Source organism: Desulforapulum autotrophicum HRM2 (assembly GCF_000020365.1).
GTDB classification, from domain to species: Bacteria; Desulfobacterota; Desulfobacteria; order Desulfobacterales; family Desulfobacteraceae; genus Desulforapulum; species Desulforapulum autotrophicum.
The window spans coordinates 5,166,933-5,189,641 of sequence record NC_012108.1; the positions used below are offsets into that span (position 1 = coordinate 5,166,933).

The 22,709-nt window shown below is 49.5% G+C and carries 15 protein-coding genes; 9 read left to right on the plus strand and 6 right to left on the minus strand.

Annotated elements, in window-relative coordinates; all coding sequences use genetic code 11:
• Positions 1-8: 8 nt before the first annotated feature.
• From HRM2_RS22675 to HRM2_RS22685, 3 genes are read left to right on the plus strand one after another with little or no spacing between them, the layout of a single operon-like run.
• Positions 9-932 (plus strand): UbiA-like polyprenyltransferase, encoded by a 924-nt coding sequence (locus HRM2_RS22675; RefSeq protein ID WP_015906365.1) that lies wholly within the window; start codon positions 9-11, stop codon positions 930-932.
• Complete coding sequence (locus tag HRM2_RS22680) at positions 929-1,537, plus strand: UbiX family flavin prenyltransferase (RefSeq protein ID WP_015906366.1); 609 nt, start codon at positions 929-931, stop codon at positions 1,535-1,537. Before HRM2_RS22675 ends, HRM2_RS22680 begins: the two co-directional genes overlap by 4 nt.
• Positions 1,537-2,844, plus strand: coding sequence for a CCA tRNA nucleotidyltransferase (locus HRM2_RS22685; RefSeq protein WP_015906367.1), 1,308 nt, complete (start codon positions 1,537-1,539; stop codon positions 2,842-2,844). Before HRM2_RS22680 ends, HRM2_RS22685 begins: the two co-directional genes overlap by 1 nt.
• 193 nt (positions 2,845-3,037) lie before the next feature.
• Here the strand turns inward: HRM2_RS22685 and HRM2_RS22695 are convergent, their stop codons facing one another.
• Both HRM2_RS22695 and HRM2_RS22700 read right to left on the minus strand, forming a co-directional pair.
• The gene (locus HRM2_RS22695) at positions 3,038-4,582 is read right to left on the minus strand and encodes a BCCT family transporter (protein WP_015906368.1); all 1,545 of its coding nucleotides are present in this window, start codon (positions 4,580-4,582) and stop codon (positions 3,038-3,040) included.
• A 20-nt stretch (positions 4,583-4,602) separates the two neighbouring features.
• The gene (locus tag HRM2_RS22700; protein ID WP_015906369.1) at positions 4,603-6,024 is read right to left on the minus strand and encodes a trimethylamine methyltransferase family protein; all 1,422 of its coding nucleotides are present in this window, start codon (positions 6,022-6,024) and stop codon (positions 4,603-4,605) included.
• 424 nt (positions 6,025-6,448) lie between these two features.
• On the opposite strand from HRM2_RS22700, the gene HRM2_RS25660 reads away from it, so the two are divergent.
• The 5 genes from HRM2_RS25660 (at position 6,449) to HRM2_RS22725 (ending at position 13,417) form a co-directional block, all read left to right on the plus strand.
• Positions 6,449-8,977, plus strand: coding sequence for an ATP-binding protein (locus HRM2_RS25660; RefSeq protein ID WP_015906370.1), 2,529 nt, complete (start codon positions 6,449-6,451; stop codon positions 8,975-8,977).
• Between the two features lie 76 nt (positions 8,978-9,053).
• Entirely contained in the window at positions 9,054-10,454 is a 1,401-nt protein-coding gene (locus HRM2_RS22710; protein ID WP_015906371.1) for a sigma-54-dependent transcriptional regulator, read from the plus strand.
• A 317-nt stretch (positions 10,455-10,771) separates the two neighbouring features.
• Positions 10,772-11,866, plus strand: a complete 1,095-nt coding sequence (locus HRM2_RS22715) for an aminomethyltransferase family protein (protein ID WP_015906372.1) — start codon at positions 10,772-10,774, stop codon at positions 11,864-11,866.
• Between the two features lie 96 nt (positions 11,867-11,962).
• Entirely contained in the window at positions 11,963-12,595 is a 633-nt protein-coding gene (locus HRM2_RS22720) for a corrinoid protein (RefSeq protein WP_015906373.1), read from the plus strand.
• 243 nt (positions 12,596-12,838) lie between these two features.
• A complete protein-coding gene (locus HRM2_RS22725) occupies positions 12,839-13,417 on the plus strand; it encodes a dihydropteroate synthase (protein WP_408605321.1) in 579 nt (192 codons plus the stop codon).
• 206 nt (positions 13,418-13,623) lie between these two features.
• Here HRM2_RS22725 and HRM2_RS22730 read toward each other — a convergent pair whose 3' ends face one another.
• The 3 genes from HRM2_RS22730 to HRM2_RS27960 all read right to left on the minus strand — a co-directional run bounded on the left by HRM2_RS22730 (position 13,624) and on the right by HRM2_RS27960 (position 21,134).
• A complete protein-coding gene (locus HRM2_RS22730; RefSeq protein ID WP_015906375.1) occupies positions 13,624-16,053 on the minus strand; it encodes a PEP/pyruvate-binding domain-containing protein in 2,430 nt (809 codons plus the stop codon).
• A 644-nt stretch (positions 16,054-16,697) separates the two neighbouring features.
• Positions 16,698-20,618 carry an OmpA family protein gene (locus HRM2_RS22740; protein ID WP_015906376.1) on the minus strand — a complete coding sequence of 1,307 codons (3,921 nt, stop codon included), beginning with the start codon at positions 20,616-20,618 and terminating at the stop codon, positions 16,698-16,700.
• A gap of 282 nt (positions 20,619-20,900) precedes the next feature.
• The gene (locus HRM2_RS27960) at positions 20,901-21,134 is read right to left on the minus strand and encodes a hypothetical protein (protein ID WP_232364128.1); all 234 of its coding nucleotides are present in this window, start codon (positions 21,132-21,134) and stop codon (positions 20,901-20,903) included.
• Positions 21,135-21,503: 369 nt separating this feature from the next.
• On the opposite strand from HRM2_RS27960, the gene HRM2_RS26760 reads away from it, so the two are divergent.
• Positions 21,504-21,674: a hypothetical protein gene (locus tag HRM2_RS26760; protein ID WP_187149304.1), complete on the plus strand. Its 171-nt coding sequence runs from the start codon at positions 21,504-21,506 to the stop codon at positions 21,672-21,674.
• Here the strand turns inward: HRM2_RS26760 and HRM2_RS22760 are convergent.
• Complete coding sequence (locus HRM2_RS22760; protein ID WP_015906378.1) at positions 21,660-22,709, minus strand: ABC transporter permease; 1,050 nt, start codon at positions 22,707-22,709, stop codon at positions 21,660-21,662. The genes HRM2_RS26760 and HRM2_RS22760 overlap by 15 nt on opposite strands.

The following is a 22,709-nucleotide window of genomic DNA, read 5'->3' on the forward strand; positions in this document are numbered from 1 at the left end:
TTTTAATTGTGCAGGGATATAATACCCTTGGACGGATAACAGACCAGGAGAGTTACGACCCGATGAAGTCAGCATTTAAGGATCAAATCCTTATTTTTGGACGAATGATCAAGTTTTCCCACACCATTTTTGCCCTTCCCTTTGCCCTTTCGGCTGTTGTTATGGCCTGGAAGGGAATTAAACCCGATGTTTCAGTGCTCCTATGGATCATTGTGGCCATGGTGGGGGCACGTTCAGCCGCCATGGGATTCAACCGGATCATTGACGCCCCCATGGATCTGAAAAACCCCAGAACGGCCAACAGGGAAATCCCTGCCGGCATTTTAACCCAGAAACAGGCTACCCTGTTTGTCGGAGCAGCATCCCTATTATTTATTTTTGCGGCAGCAATGCTCGGTCCCCTCTGCTTCGGGCTTTCATTTCCCGTTCTCCTGCTGCTGCTTTTTTACTCGTATACCAAGCGGTTCACAGCATACTGCCACATCTATCTCGGGTTCGCCATCTCCCTTGCCCCCCTGGGGGCGTGGATTGCCGTAACAGGTGGGATTTCCATCCCCATCGTCTTTCTGACCCTGGCCCTGATGACCTATATTGCAGGCTTTGATATCCTATACGCCTGCCAGGATATGGATTTTGACACCCAGAGCGGACTTTACTCGCTTCCGTCGGCCATTGGCCCCAGGAACGCCATGGCCCTCTCACTACTCCTCCACGGGTTCACCCTTGTACTTTTATTTGCCATGTATCTGTCGTTTGACATGCATCCTGTTTTTCTGATCTTCCTCGGGATAATCGCATTGCTCCTTGCGGCCGAACACCGCCTGGTCAAGCCGGACAATCTCAAACACATCAACATCGCCTTTTTTCACATGAACAGCCTTGTCTCCATCACTCTTCTTGCCGGTGTTCTCATCGAGGCCCTGGTCGGATGAAGCCCACCTACGTGGTTGCCATTTCCGGTGCATCCGGCGTAATCTACGGCGTCCGACTCCTCAAGGCCCTGGTTCAAACCCCCTGCCGGGTAATTCTCATGGTTTCCCAGGGCGGTTTCAGGGTTCTTGCTCATGAAATGGGCTTTACCCCGGAAAAAGATTTACAGCAATTTCTGGTGAACCAGGGGGTGGTCTGCCACAGTCAGAGCGCCATTGAGATCTTTTGCGAAACCGATTATGCCGTCTCTCCTGCCAGCGGTTCGTTTGTCCATTCAGGCATGGTCATTGTTCCCTGTTCCATGAAGAGCCTTGCAGCCATTGCCACAGGATATGCCGATAACCTCATCTCACGGTCGGCGGATGTCTGCCTCAAGGAACGACGCCCGTTGATCCTGGTACCAAGGGAGACCCCATTAAGCCTGATTCACCTTGAAAACATGACCCGGGCCTGCCGGGCCGGCGCCACCATTCTGCCCCCCTCACCATCTTTTTATGCCGCTCCCGCAACGGTGGAGGCCCTTGTGGATACCATTACGGCAAGGATCCTTGACCATCTCAATGTACGGCACGACCTTGTTCCCAGGTGGTGCCACGGGACAACATAATGGAAACTCACCTTCCCCGGGGAGTTCACAAAATCCTGACCCTGCTCCTTGAAAACCAATGCCGGGCCTTTATTGCGGGGGGCGCCGTGCGGGACATGGTTGCCGGTCTCCCACCGGCGGATTTTGACATTGTCACCGACGCCTCCCTTGAAACCATCAAACAAACCTTCAAAAACCAAAGGGTCAAAATCGTTGGCAAAAGTTTTCATGTCTGCCTGGTGAACGGCATAGAGGTGGCCTCCTTTAGAGGAGACCGAACCAAGTTTCCCCTTGCCGACCTTGAACAGAGGGATTTTACAATCAACAGCATGGCCTGGGACCCTGTAACCCGTCAGATCTTCGACCCGTTTTCAGGAGAACAGGACCTGAAACGCAAAATCATCCAATTCACCGGCAACGGGCCCTTGCGTATCCGGGAAGATCCCCTGCGCATGGTCAGGGCCTGCCGGTTTGTCTCCCAGATCGGTGGCACCCTTGCCCCTGAAACCCTTGGGGACATCAAAACCCATGGCAGGCTGGTTGGGGCGAATGTGGCAAAAGAACGTATCCGCATGGAGATCCTCAAGGCCATGGCCCATGACCGGCCTTCACTGTTCTTTCGATCCCTCCAGGCCACAGGCCTGCTCATCCAAATATTTCCCTGCCTTGACAGGCTTGTGGATCTTGACGGGGGTCCCTTCCATGGGGAAACCGTATTTGAACATTCAATGATGGTCGGCGATGCCCTTTCCCCAAAACGGCCGTTACTGCGGCTGGCAGGTTTTCTCCACGATGCCGGCAAGTTTGATACGGCAGCGATCAAAGAGGGAAATCTCACCTTCCACGGCCATGAAAAAGCCCGGGATAAAATAGAGGCGGATCTTGTCAACCTGAAATTTTCAACCCGGGAGAGGCGATACATTCTGTCGATCATAGATGTTCACATGCGGCCCCTTACTGAAAAGACTACACCCCGGGCGGTACGGCGCATCCTGGCCCTTCTTGAGTCCCACGGTGTCTCCTACCAGGAATTCATGCGCATGCGGATTGCAGACAAGCGGTCCAACCTTGCAAAACAGCCTTACACCCTTGGAGAGATTCGCAATCGGGTTCAAAAGTTTAAAAACGAACTTGCCCCCAGAGGCATCCAGGCGTTTACACCGGCGGATCTCGCCATTGACGGCAACCGTATCATGGCACTTTTGAACCTTGATCCAGGGCCGGAGGTGGGACGAATCATGGGTGTGCTGTTTGAACGGGTCCTGGACGACCCCAACCTCAACACCCCGTCGGCCCTGGAAGCCCTGGTGCTGTCACTGGATCCATGAAAAAAGCCATGGATAAAACACCAATAGACTATCATCAGCAAAGGCCGGATGTGATTTTTCTGGGGCTCCGTGAACCATTTTCATCGGCAGACTTCAATTCACCATGCAGAGATGGGGTCAAAATAATAAAAAAGGGCGTGGTGTCGAAACTATTTTTTCGGCCTCACACCCTTTTTAATTGTTAGATGAAAATTTATTTATTCTTCAAATCTTTGCGAAATCCTTTTACAATCGAGAACATCATGGCAATCATAACGACTGTGAATGGCAGGGCACAGACAATGGATGCGGTCTGAAGCGCCTTAAGCCCACCTGTCTGCAGCAAAATGATGGCCAATGTACCCAGAACAAATCCCCAGACGATTTTCATACCGGCCTTGGGTTCCAGTTCACCCTTGGACATGAGCATGGCGACCAGGAAAGATGCGGAGTCGGCAGAGGTAATCAAAAAGATGATCAGGCTGATAAAAATCATGATGGAGGCGAAATAACCCATGGGATAGGCGGACAGAAGAACAAAGATACCCGATCCCATGTCGGCCTGGATGGCTTTCCACAACTCAACGGTACCCGCTCTTTCAGCAAGGATGGCAGCACCGCCAAAAATATCAAAGCAAACAAACATGACAAAAGAAGGGATCAGTACAACCCAGAGGATAAATTCCCGGACGGTCCTGCCTTTGGAGATACGCGCAATAAAACCACCGACAAAAGGAACCCAGGCAATCCAGAATGCCCAATAAAAAACAGTCCACCATCCCAGCCATTTGCCTTCAAAAGCCTGGTTCATGGAATCTGTCCAGAAGGTCATGGTGACAAAATTGGACAGGTAGAGGCCCAGGGAATCGGGAAACAGATTCAGCAACTGCAGGGTGGGCCCGGCAAAGAAAATGAATGCAATAACCGCAAAGGCCAGCCACATGTTGATCAGACTCATGTATTTCAGGCCACGTTTCAGACCGGAAACCGAAGAAGCAATGTAAGCTATCATGAAAAGAATAAGTACGAAAACGGTAACACCCGGGGTCATCTCTATGCCGGTAATGTGGGTCAAGCCATATTTGATGGAAAGGATGCCCAGCCCCAGTGCAGTGCTGATACCAGCGATTGTGGCAAAAGCCGTGACAAGGTTGGCAAGTTTACTCCAGATGCTGGTTTCGGTTTTATCACCCAGCAGGCCGTAAAGGGAGGTCGCAATGGTCATGGGCTGATCGTGCTTGAAGGAGAAATATGCGATTCCCAAACCACCGACGGCATAGAAGGACCAGGGATGAAACCCCCAGTGGAGATAGGAAATCTGGAGGGCAACAGGTACGGCGGCGGCAGTACCGGGTTCAGCCCCGTAGGGCGTCTGCATGTAATGATAAATGGGCTCTGCAATACCCCAGAAGATAAAGCCGAGGCCGATGCCGGCTGAAAAGAGCATGGCCAGCCAGGCCATGGTTGAAAATTCGGGTTCATCCTCATCCTTACCCAGTTTCAAGTTGGCAAAGGGGCCCACAGCCATCCAGAAGGAAAAGATCAGGCAGGAAGCGGTGAACAGCATATAGTACCAGGTAAAATTGGTGGTAATAAACGACTGCATGGACTTGAGCACAGCGGCAAGTTTTTCAGGTGTTGCAACGCCCAAGCCCACAATGATACCAAAAATCACCAGGGTAATCCAGAACAACTGGTGGTCAGTTTTTCCCAGAAATTTTTCCATAAAGCCTGTTTGATTGTTCGTTTGTGTAGCCATTTTGTTACTTTCCCTTTCTGTTAATTATTATATTTTTTTTCAACATAGGCATTGAGATCCCGTTCGACATCCGGATCAATTTCAGGTTTATTGTAGGACTCAATCCTCTTTTTTACATATTCAGCCGCCCTGGCAACCATGTCTCCCCTGTTTTTGGCAGCCCAGTCGTCATAGGTGCCTCTGCAAGTCAGGTTGGCCGGGAAAAAAGCAGTCCTGCATTTTGCGGCGGTTTCAGGCTGAATCAGGTAAGAACCGCAGGGACCAACCCGTTTGATCAGGTCGGTGTTAATGCTGGTATCGGTGATTTCAAGCGGGGCCACGGCACGTTTGATCATGCCGCAGACCTCTTCATCAATAACGAATTTTTCCAGGCTGACCGCGGCGTAGGCCCCCAGGATACCACAGGATTGATGAATGAAATGGGCACCTGAGATGATGGGAGCGGCCATTAGCAGGGCAGACTCAATTCCAGCCTGGGCATTAACGGAATAGGCGTCGGTCAGGTTTCCACCATACCGGCAGGGCAGGCCGTAGTGTTCGGCCATCTGTACAGCAATGGCTGTGAGTTGAAGGGATTCGGGGCCCCCTAAGCTGACCCCGCCAGTGCGCATGTCTGAAGCACATGAGGTGCCACCGCAGACACAGGGGACACCGGGGTTAATGAGCTGGGCAAGGGTTATGCCTGCCAGGCTCTCGGCAATTTCCAGGGCAGCGGTACCGGCAATGCTGATTGGCCCGCTTATTCCGGCCAAGACCATCGAGGAAATGAGCAGGGCCTGGCCGTTGCGGGCAAACTCGATGAGCCCTTCCAGGGTGTCGTCCGAATAGGAGAGCGGAGACAGGGGATTCACAGATACAATGGAGACGGGGTGTGCCAGTTCCGTCACTTTTTTACCCCAGACAATTTCAGCCATTTCAACGATTTCTATGCCGTTCTCCCTCGCACATGGGTTGGAGATCAGGGGCATATCAGTCATGGTAATGGCGGCATGGAGCATGCGGGTGGCAGCTTCCCTGGGGGTAAACTCAGCCGGAACGGCCATGGAGCCTGCGGCAAAATCCACATGGTCCGAGGTCTGGACCAGCCTGCACATATTTTCCTGATCAGCAAGAGAGGCATTGCGCCGGGTACCGTCTGCATCAATGACAAAAGGAGCGGCCCAGGCAGGTCCAAAGGCATAGTGGTCTCCACCCAGCCGGACGGATTTATCCGGGTTCCGGGCCATGATGGTGAACTCCGATGGCACGGTACCCAGCGCCTTGAGCACCTGGGATTCTTCAAAAAAAACCGTGCTGCCATCAATCTTGAATCCGTGTTCTTTAAAAATTTCGATGGCCTCTGGCAGTTTGAATGCCACACCGGTTTCTCCGAGGATACGCATGGCAGCATTGTGGATAATATTAATCTGTTCTTTTGTGAGGGGTTGTAATCTGTTTCCCATGTCAATCTTTCCTTTTCAGATACCAGAAAGGTTCCGGCGGGCAAATGGAATTCAAAACGCCGGAACTTCTTAGAATATCGGTTAAATCATTCGATTTTCCACTTAACATAACCTTAATAGCAATAGGCGTGCCATAGATCTTTCGGGTTTTTTATTTATTAATTTCAGAAAGTTAAACATTTAGCCAAAGACAGATAAAAAAGGAGCAGATAGAAATTTAGGAAAAATGTCAAATTCAAAAAAGATAATTTAATAAAATTATCATTCTTTTTTGAAACAGGCCGGTGCATTCAAAGAAGGGGTGTAAAATATTTCCTTTAAATGGAATAAGCTGTCTTACATTTAAACCAGGATTCATTTATGGTATGAATATTGAAGGCCCACAGCCTGTACCGACATGGAGCTGAATCAAGGAAAATTTAATATGAGACCCATCCTATACAGTATCAGTGCCGCTTTTTTAACAATCACTGCGGTCTTTTTTTTCTATCCATCTGTCCATGAGGACAGCGTTCCAGGGATGACCGTTGAAGAGCAGATCTGGCTGGATTCCCATAGCGGTAAAGTTAGGCTGGTACTTACTCCGGATTGGCCTCCAATGGATTTTCTGGACAAGAATGGCAACCCTGCAGGCATGGCCGCGGACTATATCCATCTGATAGAAGATAAGCTCAAGTTCAGGTTTGCAAGAGTTCCCGTCTCCTCCTGGGATGAGATGCTCTCCCTGGCAAAAAAGGGGGAGATCGACGTCATTTCAGCCGGACAGGAAACACCTGCGCGCCGTACATTTATGAACTGGTCCACCCCTTTTTTAAACCTCAAGACCACAATTATCGTTCAAAAAGGAAAATATGCAAATCTCACCCTGGACCGGATGCAGGGTATGAAAATCGGGGTCGTCCGCAAATATGCAGTCGGGGAGTTTATCCGGGAACACCACCCGGATCTAAACATGATAGATGTGGCAGATTCCAAGACAGGCATTGAACAGGTTTCCTTTGGAGAACTTGACGCCATGATCACCGAGGTGCCCAATGCCCTGTATATTATTGAAACCGAAAAAATCACCAACCTGAGCCTGGCCGGGGATACAGGGTTTGAACTTCACCACGGCATGGGGATTAGAAAGGACTGGAGCATACTCAGCCGGATCATTGAAAAAACCCTGGTTTCAATTTCAGAGGAAGAACACCAGGCCATTTACGGCCGCTGGGTCACGCTGGACCGTCCCGGGTTTTATCTCTCCCGCACTTTTTGGTACTGGCTTCTTGGCTCGACAGGCCTAAGCCTTCTCATGACCAGTACCGTGCTGTTTTGGAACCGGTCTTTAAAACGGGAGGTAGCCCAGCGAACTGAAGCGCTCAGTTTTAATGAGATCGGCCTGGAAGCACTTCTCAGACTAAACGAGACCCCCCACAAATCCATTCAAGACATTGTTGAATTTTCATTCCGGCAAATGCTGGATCTGACCCAAAGCCGGTTTGGTTACCTCACCCTGCGAGAACAGGAAGGACGAACCTATGTGGTGGAGAACCGGGAAGGCGATGCTGGGGGCCAGGTGAATGTTCAGGTCTGGGATGGCGGATTTGAGGAAAATACCAAAGGATTCTGGGGGGATGCTGTTAAAAAAGAAAAACCCGTTATCTCAAATAATTACCATTTATCCAACCCAAAATTCAAGGGGGTACCCGAAGCCCATAAAAAAATTGTCCGGTATATGAATGTTCCCATCTCCAACCAGGGCCGAATCGTGGTGGTGGCGGGAATGGGCAACAAGAAAAGCAACTATACCCGTTCAGACCTGCGTCAGCTCAACCTGCTGGCCCACGGCATGTGGCGGCTGATTCAGCGTAAAAAAGCAGAAAATGCCATGCAGAAAAGCGAAAAAAGATTCCAGGATCTGGTGGAAAACACCCCCAACGGCATTGCCATTGTCCAGGACAATCGGGTGGTTCACCAGAATGCCAACCAGGTACACCTCATGGGGGATATAAATTTCATGGATCCAGACTCAGAATCCAGAATCCATGGGGAAGATCTGCCTAAAATCAAATCTTTTTTTTCCCAAATCAGGGAGAACCGGCTGAATGAATCCGAAGTGGATTTCAGGTTTCACCTTGATAACCCTGCAGAAAACAACGGTGCCATGACCTGGGTGGGCTGTATCGCCACTCCCATAGACTACCATGACCGCAACGCATTTTTATTGATTTTTATTGATTTGACTGAGGCTAAAAAACTGACACGACTGCTGACCATCCAGGACAAAATGGCCTCCCTGGGGAATGTTTCTGCGGGCATCGCCCACGAGATCAGAAATCCCCTTTCCGGAATTAATATTTATCTGGGCACCATTGAAAAATATTTCAGGAATCCCGATAAAGCAAAAAAAATCGCCTCATCCATTGAAGCGATCCGGGCCGCTTCCGGAAAAATTGAATCGGTGATCAAGCGAGTGATGAATTTTGCCAAGCCGGGAGAACCCAGGTTTGATGTGGTCCATATAAATGACCCGATCAAAGAGGCAGTAAATCTGACCCTTTTCACCCTGAATAAAAAAGGGATCGAAATCGAGGACGACCTGGCCGAGAACCTGCCTGCATGCATTGCCGAACCCCATCTCATTGAAGAGGTGGTCCTGAATCTTATCAACAATGCTGCAGACGCCATCCTTGAACATCGAGACAAAGGGCATATCCGGATTTCTTCCCGGCAGGATGAAACGAAAATCATTATCAGGGTAGAAGATGACGGTCCCGGGGTGTCAAGGGATGTCCGGCAGAAGGTTTTCGATCCCTTTTTTACAACCAAGAGCCACAGTACCGGCATCGGCCTCAGCCTCTGTCACCGGATTATCACGGACCATAAAGGCAAACTGGAGATCGGCGTTTCGGCGTTAGGCGGGGCCTGTTTCCGGGTGGAACTGCCATTTCCACGGCAAACTGTGGTATAGTACCTTAAAGGCGAAGCAGGCAGCATAAATCAAAAAAACACGCAGCAAAAGGCAAACAAAAAACGGACGGACCCTAATGAATTATACCCTTTTTATTGTCGACGACGAGAAAACAATCCGGGAAGGTATCACCGCCTATGTTGAGGATGATTATAGCGTATTTACCTATGCAACCGCTGAAGAAGCCCTCGTGGATTTCAGCAAAAAAAAACCGGACCTCATACTCCTGGACATCGGCCTGCCGGGTATGAACGGCATTACCGCTCTCAGCCGCTTCAAGGCAGTGGATGCCGATTTGGTGGTGATAATGATAACGGCCTATGAAGACGTGGAATCGGTGATTAAATGCATGAAACAGGGGGCCTGGGACTATATTGTCAAACCGCTACAGATGGAGGGGCTGGACGTTACCATTTCAAATGCCCTTGAAACCATCCGGCTGCGACGGGAAATAAAGGACCTTCAGGAGGGACGCATTAAAGAGGAGGTCCCCTGTTTCATCGGTGAAAGTCAGGTGATCTACGATATCATGACCTACATTGAAAAGGTGGCCAAAAGCCCGGATACACCGGTTCTCATCCTAGGGGAAACCGGCACGGGAAAAGAACTCCTGGCCTCCACGACCCATTACAGAAGCCCTAATTTTGCCGGCCCCTTTATCACGGTGAACTGCGCCGCCATCCCAAAAAATCTTATTGAAAGCGAATTGTTCGGTTATGCAAAAGGGGCGTTCAGCGGGGCTTCGGCCAGCGGAAAAATGGGGCTCATCGAAATGGCAGACAAGGGCACTCTGTTTCTCGACGAGGTTGGGGACCTGAATCCAGATGCCCAGGCCAAGCTTTTGCGGTTTATGGAAAACGGCGAATTCTACAGGGTGGGCTCCACCAAGAAACAGCATGTTTCCACCAGAATCGTTTCAGCCACCAACAGGGATCTGGAAGAAATGATTGAAAATGGGGAATTCAGGGCCGATTTGTATTTCAGGATCTCGGTAATAAAAATCCAGGTACCCACCCTGAATCAGCGCCAGGAGGATGTTCAGATCTTTGCAGCACACTTCCTGAAATTTTTTAATGAAAAATTTAATCGCAATGTTACCGGTATTCATAGGGATGCCATGGCACTGCTCAGGCAGTACCAGTGGAAGGGGAATGTCAGGGAGTTGAAAAATATGATGGAACGCGGGGTACTCACTGCCGACGGCCCGGAACTGACACCTGGGGATTTAGGCCTTGACCAGACCGATTCCACCCGGCCAGAGGACGATGAATTATTTCTTGATTTGCCACCCCTTCCCGCGGATGGAGTTGATCTTGCAGCCGTGAAAGAAGAGATCGACCGGTTCTATTTTAGCCGGGCCATGGAACTGGCCGGAGGCAATGAGAGCCAGGCCGCCAGGCTGCTGAAGATGAAGCACCACGCTTTTAGGTACCAATATAAGAAACTCATGGAGGAATTCCCTCCAACAGAGGCGTAATTCCATCGGGTTGAGTCGTTCGGTTAGGGGCTCGGAAGAACGAACTGAATTCCCATCTGAGAAAATCCTTAATTTTTTTTGTCCCGGTTTAATATTTTTATCAGTTTCACAGCCTCCATTCCACACATCCCTCCATGGGCCTTAATCTACAACATATTGTAATAAAAAGTGCTTTCAGCAAACAAAGACCTCCTGGCACATCCTTTGCTGTAATGGATTGAAAATTGAACAAAGGTTTCCTGCACAAAGCGTTTGCTGCAGGCAAACCTAAAGAAGGCCAAGAAAGATGAAGCCATAAAGGAATAAAGGAGCAATATATGACCAAAATCACACGAACATCAGCACTGACAGCCCGCCACCTCGACCTGGGAGGCAACCTTCAGGAATACATTCGCATGGGGGTACCTCTGACCTACAATACCGACCCGAAAAAGGAGCATGACGCCATCCGGGAAGCTGCCGGGATGTATGATTTCACGGCATTTCTCAAATTCCGGGTTTCCGGACCGGAGGCAGCGGACGCTCTCAATCATGCTGTCACTTTTGATGTGACCGCGATCAAACCCGGTCACTCTAAATACGGCCCCTTTCTCAGGGAAACCGGTGTCATCTGCGATGACGGCATTGTGTTTAACCTAGGTGATAACCAATGGCTGGCCTGCCATGGCGACGGCTGCGCCAGAAACATGGTGGAACTCTCCGCCGAAGGCAGAGATTGCTTGGTGGAGTATGATTACTGGACCCACCTGATCTCACTCCAGGGCCCCAAGGCCTTAGATTTGCTCAACAAGCATGCCTCCGACGATATCTCCGCCCTTGATTATTTCACCCATCTCAATGAAACCGAATTGTTCGGCTGCAAGGTCATGATTTCCCGTACCGGTTTTTCCGGTGAGCGCGGCTATGAAATCATGGTTGGCCCCGACAAAGCTGTCATCATCTGGGACAGCATTCTAAAACACGGTAAAGACATGGGAATTCTGCCCTGTGCCGTTGAAAGTGTGTTTCCATTACGTATGGAAGCCGGCCTTCTGTGGAGACGTTTTGATCTGATGGAAAACACCCCCTGGGAGGTGAACATGGGCTGGGTGGTAGACAGCAACAAGGCCGATTTCCGAGGAAAGGAAGCATTGATGGCCGCCAAAGGTAAAGAACGCTTCAAACTGGTGGGCCTGGAAGTTGACATTCAGGAAGCCCTGCAAGGCGGTGAAAAGGTTTTTGCCGATGGTAAGGAAGTGGGCAAAGTCAATGACAAGCCGGTCTGGACCCATCGCATGAAAAAATCCCTGGCCCTGGGCCAGGTGAAACCCGAGCTCAAAGCCGTGGGAACCAAACTTGAAATTCAGAGAGAAGAAGGCATGTGCACCGCCACGGTGGTGAAGTTCCCGGTTTACGACGTTAAAACCCGGTAACCCGCACGTTTTTGCTTTCAATAGCCAAGCATCAGACGACCCTTTATCAGGGCCGTCTGATATCTTTATTCTTGTATACCATTCAGGAGAGCAACAATGACAGATTTTAATGCAATGATAGATGCGTTGGTATCCTGTGATGCCGCCAAACTAATCGACCTGGTCAACCAGGACTTGGCCGCAGACATAGCTCCCAACGATATTCTGAACAAAGGCCTGATTGCAGGCATGGATATTGTGGGTGAGAAAATGGAATCCGGTGACATGTTCATACCCGAAGTTCTCATGGCAGCTCAGGCGATGGGTGCCTGCGTGGAGATTCTCAAACCCCTTCTTGGTGAAGGTGAAGGCAATGCAGCCGCTGTCGTAATCATCGGTACTGTAAAAGGCGATCTCCATGACATCGGCAAAAATCTCGTGGCCATGATGATGGAAAGCGCGGGCCTGGAAGTTCACAATCTGGGCGTAGACATTGCCCCTGAAGACTTTGTGGCAGAGATCAAAAAGAAAAATGCCCAGATCGTCTGCCTTTCAGCGCTCCTCACCACCACCATGCCGGCAATGAAACAAACTGTAGACGCCATTGTGGAATCTGGCCTGCGAGGCCAGGTCAAAATTATGGTGGGCGGTGCCCCCGTAACCCAGGTCTTTGCCGATGAAATAGGTGCTGACGGGTTTGCCGTAGATGCAGGATCTGCTTCTAAAATGGCTAAATCCTTTATCAAATAGGCTCTGGGAGAATGAAAGAATGTTTGAAGTAATCGGGGGAAAAAATCAACACCTCCAGGAAAATGGTCCAGGCAGCCGTGGCTGACCGAAACGTAAGCTACATCATCAACGATGTAAAAAAGCAGTTAGAGGCAGGCGCCACCTTCATAGATGTGAAACGCCGGTGCCCGCATCGGCCACAAGCAAGCAGATATGCACTGGCTTCTTGACACAATACAACCCGTTTGTACGATACCATTAGCCTTGGACAGTCCAGATCCAGCCATCCTTGAAATGGCATTTTCCATGGTGGATAGGCCCCCCATGATCAACTCCATCTCCCTGGAAAAAGAGCGATTTAACGCCATGATGCCTTTTCTTAACGACAAAGACTGCTGTGTCATTGCCCTCTGCATGGATGATACCGGAATGCCCGAATCCGCCGGGGATATCCTAGGCCGCGCCAAAAACCTGGTAGTTGAACTGAATAAAATCGGCATCTCGACTGTGCACATCTATGTGAACCCCCTGGTTCAGCCCATCTCCACGGATGCAAACAAAGGAACCATGGTATTGGATGCGGTTCGAGCGATCAAGGCCGAATTTCCCGACGTCCATATTACCGGCGGCCTGTCCAACATTTCCTACGGACTGCCCCAGCGCCACATAATTAACCGGACCTTTGTCACTTTAATGATGGATGCGGGAATGGACTCAGCGATTATTGATCCTCTGGATAAAAAAATCATGGCAACCATACGCACCGCAGATATGCTTTTAGGTAAAGACCCGTTTTGTATGAAGTATCTTAAGGGCATTCGCTCTGGTGCTATCGAAAGTTAAAAACATTCGCCGGGAATCTGCTCACGGCCACAACGAATAATGAAAATAGTATTATGCCGCCCCCGGCGGGTAATGGGACTGGCCCGGGACCATCAGGGGAATTTTTGCCCTGTTGTGGGGGGGCCGCTATATTCGATACCGAGTTATATGGCTGGAGTTAAATTTATCGAAGGTTTTGGTTCAGAATAAAATGCCTCGTTTAAGAATCAAAACGATTTGGTTTCTTTGGCAAGAATCAAAAATTTTTCAACCTCTTCAGTTACCTGGGAGGTTTTGGTTAAACGCATATCCATCAATCTGGTGGCGGCAAGGAGCATGCCGAGTCGGGTAAGGGCGAGTTTGGTTTCTGATTGGGAGGCCCGTGCAAAAGCAGCATCAAGCATATCACCCCGACTGGCGGTTTCAAAACCAAAGGCGGTGAGGACTTTATCAATGAATTCCAGGCGGAAAAGTTTTTGCCGGTGGGCAGCCCCCCCACCTTTGAAGCGGAAATTCAAATAGTTTGTGCTGGCCTGCTCACCGCAGATTGCGTCCACGATGGAAAAATGATACCCGAAACGAATGTTCAGATGCAGGTAATCCCGGGACACGATGGCGTAGCTGGCTAATAGTTTTGTATCAAGGAAAAAAATGCCTCCACTGATCTGATCAAACGCCCCCCAGTCAACATGATGCTGGCTGTTATCCCAAAAGATCCTCGAATCCGACATTCCCTGCCAGTACGATTGCATGGGCACACTGGATATTTCTGCCAAAGTCAGCCGAGCGGGTGCTTTAACAGATGTACGCTTTTCAAGATCGAGGATATAGATAACCAGGGGCAGATCAGTAACAAGTTTTCGTGCTTTACCTAAACCTCTCCCTTTTTTTCCAACCAGATGGAACATCTCCCAAACACTCTTTTCATGACAAAACCGGACCATATCATGCAAGGAATGGCATTGGGCCGGGGTGAAGGTGTCTCCATCGGGATTGGTGAGACTGAGGTGGGTGGTGCGGGCGGCAAGTTTCACATATTTTTCTGCTGGAAAATCTTTATTGAAATGCAGTTTTCCATTTTGTAAAACAGTATTGACACAGCCGTTAAATATCCTCCCGGAAACGGCATCCACGGTTACAACCTGACCTGCTGCCAGTTCGACCTCGCCCCCGACCAATACCGGGATGCCCCTCTCTCTGGCTACTGAGGAAAAATGACTGGCCCGACTGCCGTTGGCGGCAATTACACCGACGACCCTATCGAGGAACTGCGACAGGGACGAACGAAGGGTTGGGGTGAGAACAACAGAACCAGGGGGGATATTGCGGAAGGTTTTACCGGTGGGTGCAAAAAAAACAGGGCCACAGGAAATTCCAGCCGACGCGCAATGCAGATTGCTGTAAAGAACCCTGGTAAGATCTACAGCCGGCACAATCGCCGGATGAGGATCTTTTTTCTGGTGCAGGCGGCGACATTGTAGAACTGTTAAACCGTCATTATCGAGGGTCCATTCAATGTCCTGGGGATAGCCGAAATATGTCTCAAGTTGTAATCCCCAAGTTCTAAGTTGCTGCAATTGTGTTGTGTTTAACAAAGAGTCGTCATGGGCAGACAATATTTGTGGAGAAATCAGGCTATCTTCCCGGGGGAGATGATATCTTTCAGGAGTTCGTGATCCATCCACAAGACCTTCTGCCAGACCTGCCACGGCATATACACCAAGAGAATCTTTCCTCGCCGGGGTCCCAGGATCGAGTGTGTACATCACCCCAGAGGTTTGTGGCTGGATCATCGGCACGACAAGTACGGCCATGGCGGTATCTGTATCACTTAATCCGTGGCGGATTCGGTATGTTACAGCCCGGGGACAATATTTTCCGGCAATGACTCTTTTATATGCGGCAATGACTTTTGAGGCTGGGACGTCAAGTTCACTGGCGTATTGGCCGGCAAAGGAGACCAGACCGTCTTCCGCCAGTGCACTGGAGCGAACCGCCAGTCGATCAGCAGGCATTAACGACTCGACACTTTGTTCTATGTGGTCTGAAATATCGGCTGGAACTTCACAACCAAGAATAAGCGCCTGTAACTCTCCGGTGATACGAATAATCGTATCATTATCGTCGGCATGGACCTGTCGCAATTGTCTGATCAGCTCATTTTCTAATTTGTTGTCACAAATAAAGCGGTGGAAGGCATTGGCGGTAATGACAAAACCGCTTGGAATAATTACTCCTGCCCGTTCAGCGGCAGACAGATTGGCGGCCTTACCACCAGCAATTTCCGGATAATCGGCAGCCTGTTGCAGTGGGAGGATATAAGGAGGAGAGGATTGAGTCTCAACCTGGCCCATCATCCCTTTAATTTCTGTGGTTAATTCGGCGTGCCGTTCAAGCAATTTTCCATAGGCAGGAGGATTCATGGCATAAAGATGTTCTGCCATGGCTCCAACCGCCTCGATGGCCTGGTCGCAGAGGTTATTAATCCGAAAATCATCAGCCGGGTCTTGTCCCAGAAGATGGGATTCCAGATCGGCAAGAAAATCAAGCGACAGACTGTCGAGTTGCAAGACCTTACGAAAGGCAACATGTTTTTCTTGCAGCAGGCGGCCCGGCATGAAAAGTTTCTTGAACCAATGACGACAGATGAGCCACATAGCATTTTTCCCTGCTGAAGAGTTGAGACCTCAGTGTATCAACTTATTGCAACCCTACCCTTGCTGTCCTGCCAGCTTTGCCTTCGTCCCGGCGTAACAGGTAAAAATTTCCATCAAGCTGGAGTAGACCATTCTGGTTGCGATATAAAGCAACAGGAAAGAAGGGAAAGATTCGATGGTATTACCAAGAAATGAAAAAGAAAAAAGAACCTCGTTAAAATGCATAATACCCTGGTAGCACATCAAAATCAAACAATAAACCTTGAGAGGCAATGAAATCAGCCCTGACATTGATAAAAGGACCTGGAATTATCAGCCCGGAAAGGAGGCGATAACAAAATCAACTAGGTTGCTCGAGGCGATGGTTTAAAGAGCCATTAATGTTGGCATTCAAGCAAAGTAGATTGTAATTAGGCTCAATTTCATAAATAAGTCTCCCTTTTTATAAAAGAACAAAAACCGCCTGGACATGATCGAACGTAGACACAGGAGATTGGTTAAAATAAAGGGGAATTCCACAGATAAAATTCCATCCGTAACAACGATCAACAGGAAAATGAACCGGGTGAAACAAGGTGGCTGTGAATAATAGTTCTACTCAAGCCATTACCTTGTTCCCACCGATTCAATCCAGCCCTTCCATTTTAATTATCTTGAACATTTAAAACGCCTAGTTGTGCAATAGCAGAAGCAGACTGTATTTGTCCGATACCTACACCAGGGATATCCACGGTTACGGTTTTGCCTGGTTCATCACTGTCAATCATGGGGAATCGGATCCGGGTCTGGGTGACACCGGCAAAAATGCCGACCTGATACCCAAACACAGAGACCAGCGTGGCATCGAATGACTCGAATGTCAGCGGCTGCCGGGTGGTAAAAGAAACTTCCCCGGTTGAATCCGCAGATCCAGTTGCATTAAAGGGGACTCCCAGGGCTCCATCCAATCCACCCACAAAAATATAAATGGCACGGATTTTATTGGTTGTCAGATTTCGCAGAGTGCCGATGAAAACGCTGCCGCCAATAACAAATCCACCACCGGCTGAGAAACTCAAGGAGATCGCCCAAAAGCGGGATGCCGATGGATCTACCGATGGTTGTGGTTCAGAAACAGCAGCAAGCTTCCACTGGTAGGAAATCACAACACTGCGGTCAATACGATTTTCCTGGTTGGGGGTATTGGACAAGGACAATGCACTGCCATACCCGTTCACCAAGCCCAGGCGCTCATCACTCACCCCCTTGACCGATAAATAGTCTTTCACTGTTTTGGCTCGGTTGTGGGATAAGGTGATGTTGTTTTCATCATCGCCTGTGCTGCTGGCCCTTCCTTCAAAGGCAAGAATGCGAATATCCAGATCATTGTCCATAATCTTTGCCAATAGATCCAAAGCCATTTTGTGATCTTCGGTTAGATCACTTTGGTTAATATCAAAATTGGATAATAGAATTTTATCCACGCGATTGCTCTGGTCGGGAAAGATAAGACCCTCTCGAACATCTCCACCGGCCAGGAAGTCATTAATGGAGAATCCATCCGGGGAAAATCCACCTAAGCCGGGTGACGGGGGAAAAAAATCGCCACTGGTACCGGCAAAGGTGACCGGATTGGCCAGGGGGTCCCCAGACAATGGCACACCCAGTGCCCGGGCAGCGGATTCCAGCAATTCACGTTCGCTTACCGGTGCATTACCGGATTTTATCAAGTCTTTGAAAAAATTAGCAGCGGCCCCTTTTTCCGATGCTGTGGCCGGCGGCTTGGCCGAGGCACTTTTCAAGTCCTGGGGAATACTGTTTAACAGGGCCTTGCTCAAGCTTTCCACAAGCGCAGCCGTTTGAGTGGCAGACTTTAAGGCCTCGGTGGCGGCATCACCGGTTAATTTGGACGATGCCTCCCCGAGTCGGCCGGACAATTGGGTCAGATCTCCAAGCACCGAAACCAGTTGGTCTGATTTGGACATATCCCGGAATATATTTCCATTTTGGATCGCATCCAAGGCTTTACCCAGGGAGGGATCTGGAAAACTGACCGGATTGACCAAGTTGATGGTAGCGGGCGGCAATGTCGGAGACACATCCTGATCCACATGCCGTATCTGATCGGCATCCACAGGTTGAATCAATGGTGCCGTGTGGGGAATAGGATTATCAGCCCAGTCGGTAAATCGAGAAGAATCCAGGATTTCGGCACTGTTGGACCGGCCAAGAATGGCTTCAGCAAACAATCCAGAGGTCGGCAGGAAAACTTCAGACTCGGTTTTGAACAAATTCACCTGGCGGGCCAAAAAGGTTGCCAGCTCCTTGGCGTAGAGCTTCATATCGCGGAATGGATCAGATTTTCCCTGCAGCACCAATGCTGCAGCATTCTTCATTTTAAACACCATGCTGTTGGCTGTAATTCCCACCGGGACAACATGAACCAGGTCGTTCAGATGGATTTCACTGTCGTTAATTTTCAGTTTCAGGCTGCTTAATACGTCGATGAGTTCACCGGCCTCCAAAGATTGCAGGAGTACCTTGGTATAAAAATAAGGCTGACGCTGTACAATGGTGGTAATCTGGAGCAGAGCATTCTGCTGCTCACGAATCATCTCCTTAAAATCCTCAAACACATCATTCAGGTTGTCGGCAATCCGCCAGTTGAATTCTGCCGCTGGTTTACCGCCGGGAGAAAAACTGGGAATTGTTTTTGTTCCCAGAGATTGAAAGGGGGTCACTGCCGTGATCAGTTCCCCGTTGATGGTTTCTTTTATTTTTGTGCGGATACGAACGGTTATCCGGCTGTCAACTGCTGCGGCCAGTCTTTCGACAACCACTTTTTCAATATCAGCAATTTGAATGTCTTCATAGGTGCGGTATCTGAGTTGAACCACATTCTGACCATTCACACGCAGGGTGCGGATACTGCTGTTGATGATGGACAAGGCGACTCTGGTTCCATTTTTTTTGATGATTTTGGGTTCCATGGGAAAACTGGGATTCCAGTCCCGGTCCTGTATTTCCAGGGTGATTCGGTCTGAAATGGCAGCATCCGGGTCAAACGGGGTGACGGGTGGTACAATAAACCCGTCCAGCCCAAAGGCCTCGTCCAGGCGGCTCACCAAAAAATCATCCTCCACCGCGTCCCGGAGGATAGGCCAGAACTGTTCGATGTCCTCCAACCCAAAAGACAGGGGTTTGAACGGTAAAAACAACAGCGGTTCAATATCATCTAACGACATGGTCACGCAATAATGCTGCATTACTTCATAGTATTGAACAGTGAGGGCATGCATGTGATTATAGTTGGTCACCGTTGTCGTGACCACATGGCTTTGCTCAGCTTCTTGATTTTCAAGTACGATACTGGACCATAAAGACCGGATGGCTGATGATTTCTGCTGGGTTGCCTGGGTGATTCGCTGCTGGTTTTTTCCAATAATTTCACGATTGCCACTGGAATCTGATTCTATGGAACCCAGGGCAACGGCGCCGGTACCAATCACACTGCCGGCAATCGCTCCAGCACCGGCGCCCACAGCGGCCCCAACGCCGGCACCGGCAATAGTGGGGGTACCCCCGGCCACATTGGCAACATTTCCCGCCACCAATCCGGTGACGGCACCGGCGACACCGCCGCCAATACCACCGACAACAGCACCTGCGGCTACAAATGATCCAGCAGTTGCTGCATTGGCGGCAGCGGTCTGGGTGGACCCGGCCTGGTGTTCTTCCGCCACAGTGCGGACAACTTCGTCCAGCGCCCGCTTGTGGACCTGTACGCTGTTGACCTGTTCCGTGACTTTGGTTTTTTCATCCCTGACACTCAGGTGGGTCCGTTTCCAGTCAATGGTGACAATATTTCGGGATTCTCCCGGCGCCAGGGCCAGGCTGTGAACCACTTCCCCCAGACTGGTTCCGACATTGGTCCAGGTCTGACGGAGCATGGACACGTATCCCAGAGAAATCAGCGGGCAGTGATTTTCAGTAAAAATTCTGCTGACAGGGGATATGGGACCGCACTGATTATCCACGAGAATCAGTGCATCCCGGATGTCCCGCTCGGTCACAAAATGAGAAAACCGGGCAGATGAATCAGTGGCACCCACAATGTCCGGCAGCAGAGACTGTGGTGCAGACGGCGGTTCAAAAAAGACTGTGTCTGGATCTTCATCCCGCCGGTAATACCCCAGAATTTTTGTGGCTTCATGATATCCTGGAAATTGTGCCAGATCTGCCACGGTCAGCATACCGGCTTTTTCCATGGCCTCCTGCTGAACCTTGCCAACGCCTTTGATGGAAGAGACCGGCCACTGCATACAGTCATTTAAAGGCCGATTAGTATAATTTGGGTCAAGGAGAAATGCAATATTTGATGCGTCACTTTGAGGATTTTGAGACAACCGTAATAATGTCGTGGCTGTCCTGAATATGACTGAGGTAGCCAAGTCCAGCACAGTCTGTATCCCTGTGGCCTCCAGGCTCTTTAATTGCATTTCATCCAGACCTTTAAGGGTGCGGATGGATTTTATTTCTTTAATACTGATATGTTTATCCGATACTATATTATTTTTTTTAATCATTTTCCCTCCTCAGAATTATCAATGGCTCGTGCATAAAAATTTATATTTCAGATAATTCGACTATTTGATCCAGATGATTGTGCTTTGGGTACATTTTTCAAAGAACCGTTGACGACAAAAAAAATAAACTTGGTAAGATCTAAATGGTTATTGTGAAAACTGTTGATCATCACCTTTGTGAGGTTTTACAGGAAGAACCATGCCAATTTTGAACTACAGAGGCAGTGAGAAAATCTTATAAATTAGAATTCTACAATCAGGTACAAATGTAATGACAACATTTTATATAACCGGCACGGCCGGAGCGAGGTATGGCTCCGGCCTCAACGAATTTTGAAACGCCGTCATTGACAATGCTTTGGCAAGTGTTTCATATAAACCGGCATGGCCGGAGCATGATATCTGCTCTGGCCACAACGAACAATGAAACGCCTCTGTTTGCAATGCTTTGGCGAGTGTTTCATATAAAAAACAGTTAAAGAACCACGCTATCTTCATCTCAAATTGCGCCATCATGAAACTGTTCGATGCAATCAAATTTAAAAGTTTTAGACAATGGGATGTAAACAGTTACAAACCAAAAGCATAGTGTAAAGAGGTGTGCGCTGAGTGATGATTGTCTTTTTATTAAAAAATACCACAATGTGGTAGTTTGTCAATACATATTCGATAGCGGTGCGTTATCATGCATTACAAGAGACACCTCTTCCAATCCGAGGGAGATATCACCAATAGCAGGCCCTATGGGAACCAGTATAAGGTGCAACATCATAAATGACTCCCGTTTAATCAAAGAAATAAACACCGGTGAACATGATCAAACCTATAGGGTATGGTCATCATGAAAATTATCTTCTTGGTTCATGCTGTATTAATGAGGGGAAAATGGGGGCGGACCTCGCCATTAACGGAAACCGCATCATGGCGCTTTTAAACCTTAACCCGGGGCCGAAGGTGGGACAGATCATGGACGTTTTGTTTGACCAAGTCCTGGACACCCCCGACCTCAACACCCCGTCGGCCATGGAAACCCTTGTGCTGTCACCGGGTCCATGAAAAAAGCCAGGAGGCCACCAAAAGACAGACCAGGCTGACAGCGCCAAGGAACAGGAGATCCGGTGTCACCTGGGCAAGGGTGGCCCCGTCGTTCAGAATTTCTCGAAGGGCGGCAAGCATCCTTGTCAACGGCAGAAAACTGGCCACAGTCTGTATCCAGTGGGGGGCACCCTCCATGGAGAACCACACCTCGGACAAAAACATCATGGGCCAGGAAATGAAGTTTATGACTCCGTTGGCCACCTCTTCACTGGTGCCCCTTGCGGCCACTAAAAGCCCCATGGATGTCAGGGCAATACTGCCCATGACAAAGACAACGGCCGCATCCGCTACAGACCCCTGGGTGTGAAAGGCGAAGGCAAAATCGCACCCCGCCCAGACAATGGCAACGGTGAAAAGAAGGAGAAACACCCTGGAGAGCATCTGGGCCGTCAGATACTCAAGGGCAGTCACCGGGGTCGCCTTGAGGCGCTTGAGCACACCGTTTTTCCGATATCGGACAATGACAAACCCCACCCCGTAAAGGGCCGAAAACATCATGTTCATCCCGAGAATTCCGGGAAACAGCCAGTCAATATAGCGGATCTGGACCGTGGTTATCGCCTCTTTCCTGACAAGGGCGTCAACAGCTTCAGGCGCTATGGTGCTCTCCCTGAAAATTTTCTCCACCACATACCCCTTGGGAGAGGTGTCGCTGACCCAGTATTGCCAGGGCCGGGATGCGTTTTTGATGAGGATGTCGATCTTGTGGTGGCTCAGCCTGTCCATTCCCTGGTCAAAATCGTCAAAGCAGACCAGATCCAGGTACTTTGTCTGCTTGAACCGATGGGGCAGGTCAAGGCTTTCAACAGCCGTGTCCGGGACAACTGGAAATACGCCCACCTTGAACTGGGCACGGTTATCGTTGCCGAACACCACGACAAAGCCCGCCACAATGAGAAAGGGAAAGAGAAAGTTCCAGCCAAAGGCGGCCCTGTCCCTTAAGAACTCGTAGTTTCTCGAGACAAACACTGCCCACATTCGTTTCAGGTTCAT

Coding starts and splice junctions, on each gene's coding strand:
- HRM2_RS22760 (WP_015906378.1), bottom strand. CDS start 22,709: ATGAACCTGAAACGAATGTGGGCAGTGTTTGTCTCGAGAAACTACGAG.
- HRM2_RS22710 (WP_015906371.1), top strand. CDS start 9,054: ATGAATTATACCCTTTTTATTGTCGACGACGAGAAAACAATCCGGGAA.
- HRM2_RS22680 (WP_015906366.1), top strand. CDS start 929: ATGAAGCCCACCTACGTGGTTGCCATTTCCGGTGCATCCGGCGTAATC.
- HRM2_RS22740 (WP_015906376.1), bottom strand. CDS start 20,618: ATGATTAAAAAAAATAATATAGTATCGGATAAACATATCAGTATTAAA.
- HRM2_RS27960 (WP_232364128.1), bottom strand. CDS start 21,134: ATGATGGCGCAATTTGAGATGAAGATAGCGTGGTTCTTTAACTGTTTT.
- HRM2_RS22730 (WP_015906375.1), bottom strand. CDS start 16,053: ATGTGGCTCATCTGTCGTCATTGGTTCAAGAAACTTTTCATGCCGGGC.
- HRM2_RS22695 (WP_015906368.1), bottom strand. CDS start 4,582: ATGGCTACACAAACGAACAATCAAACAGGCTTTATGGAAAAATTTCTG.
- HRM2_RS22720 (WP_015906373.1), top strand. CDS start 11,963: ATGACAGATTTTAATGCAATGATAGATGCGTTGGTATCCTGTGATGCC.
- HRM2_RS22700 (WP_015906369.1), bottom strand. CDS start 6,024: ATGGGAAACAGATTACAACCCCTCACAAAAGAACAGATTAATATTATC.
- HRM2_RS22685 (WP_015906367.1), top strand. CDS start 1,537: ATGGAAACTCACCTTCCCCGGGGAGTTCACAAAATCCTGACCCTGCTC.
- HRM2_RS26760 (WP_187149304.1), top strand. CDS start 21,504: ATGGGGGCGGACCTCGCCATTAACGGAAACCGCATCATGGCGCTTTTA.
- HRM2_RS25660 (WP_015906370.1), top strand. CDS start 6,449: ATGAGACCCATCCTATACAGTATCAGTGCCGCTTTTTTAACAATCACT.
- HRM2_RS22715 (WP_015906372.1), top strand. CDS start 10,772: ATGACCAAAATCACACGAACATCAGCACTGACAGCCCGCCACCTCGAC.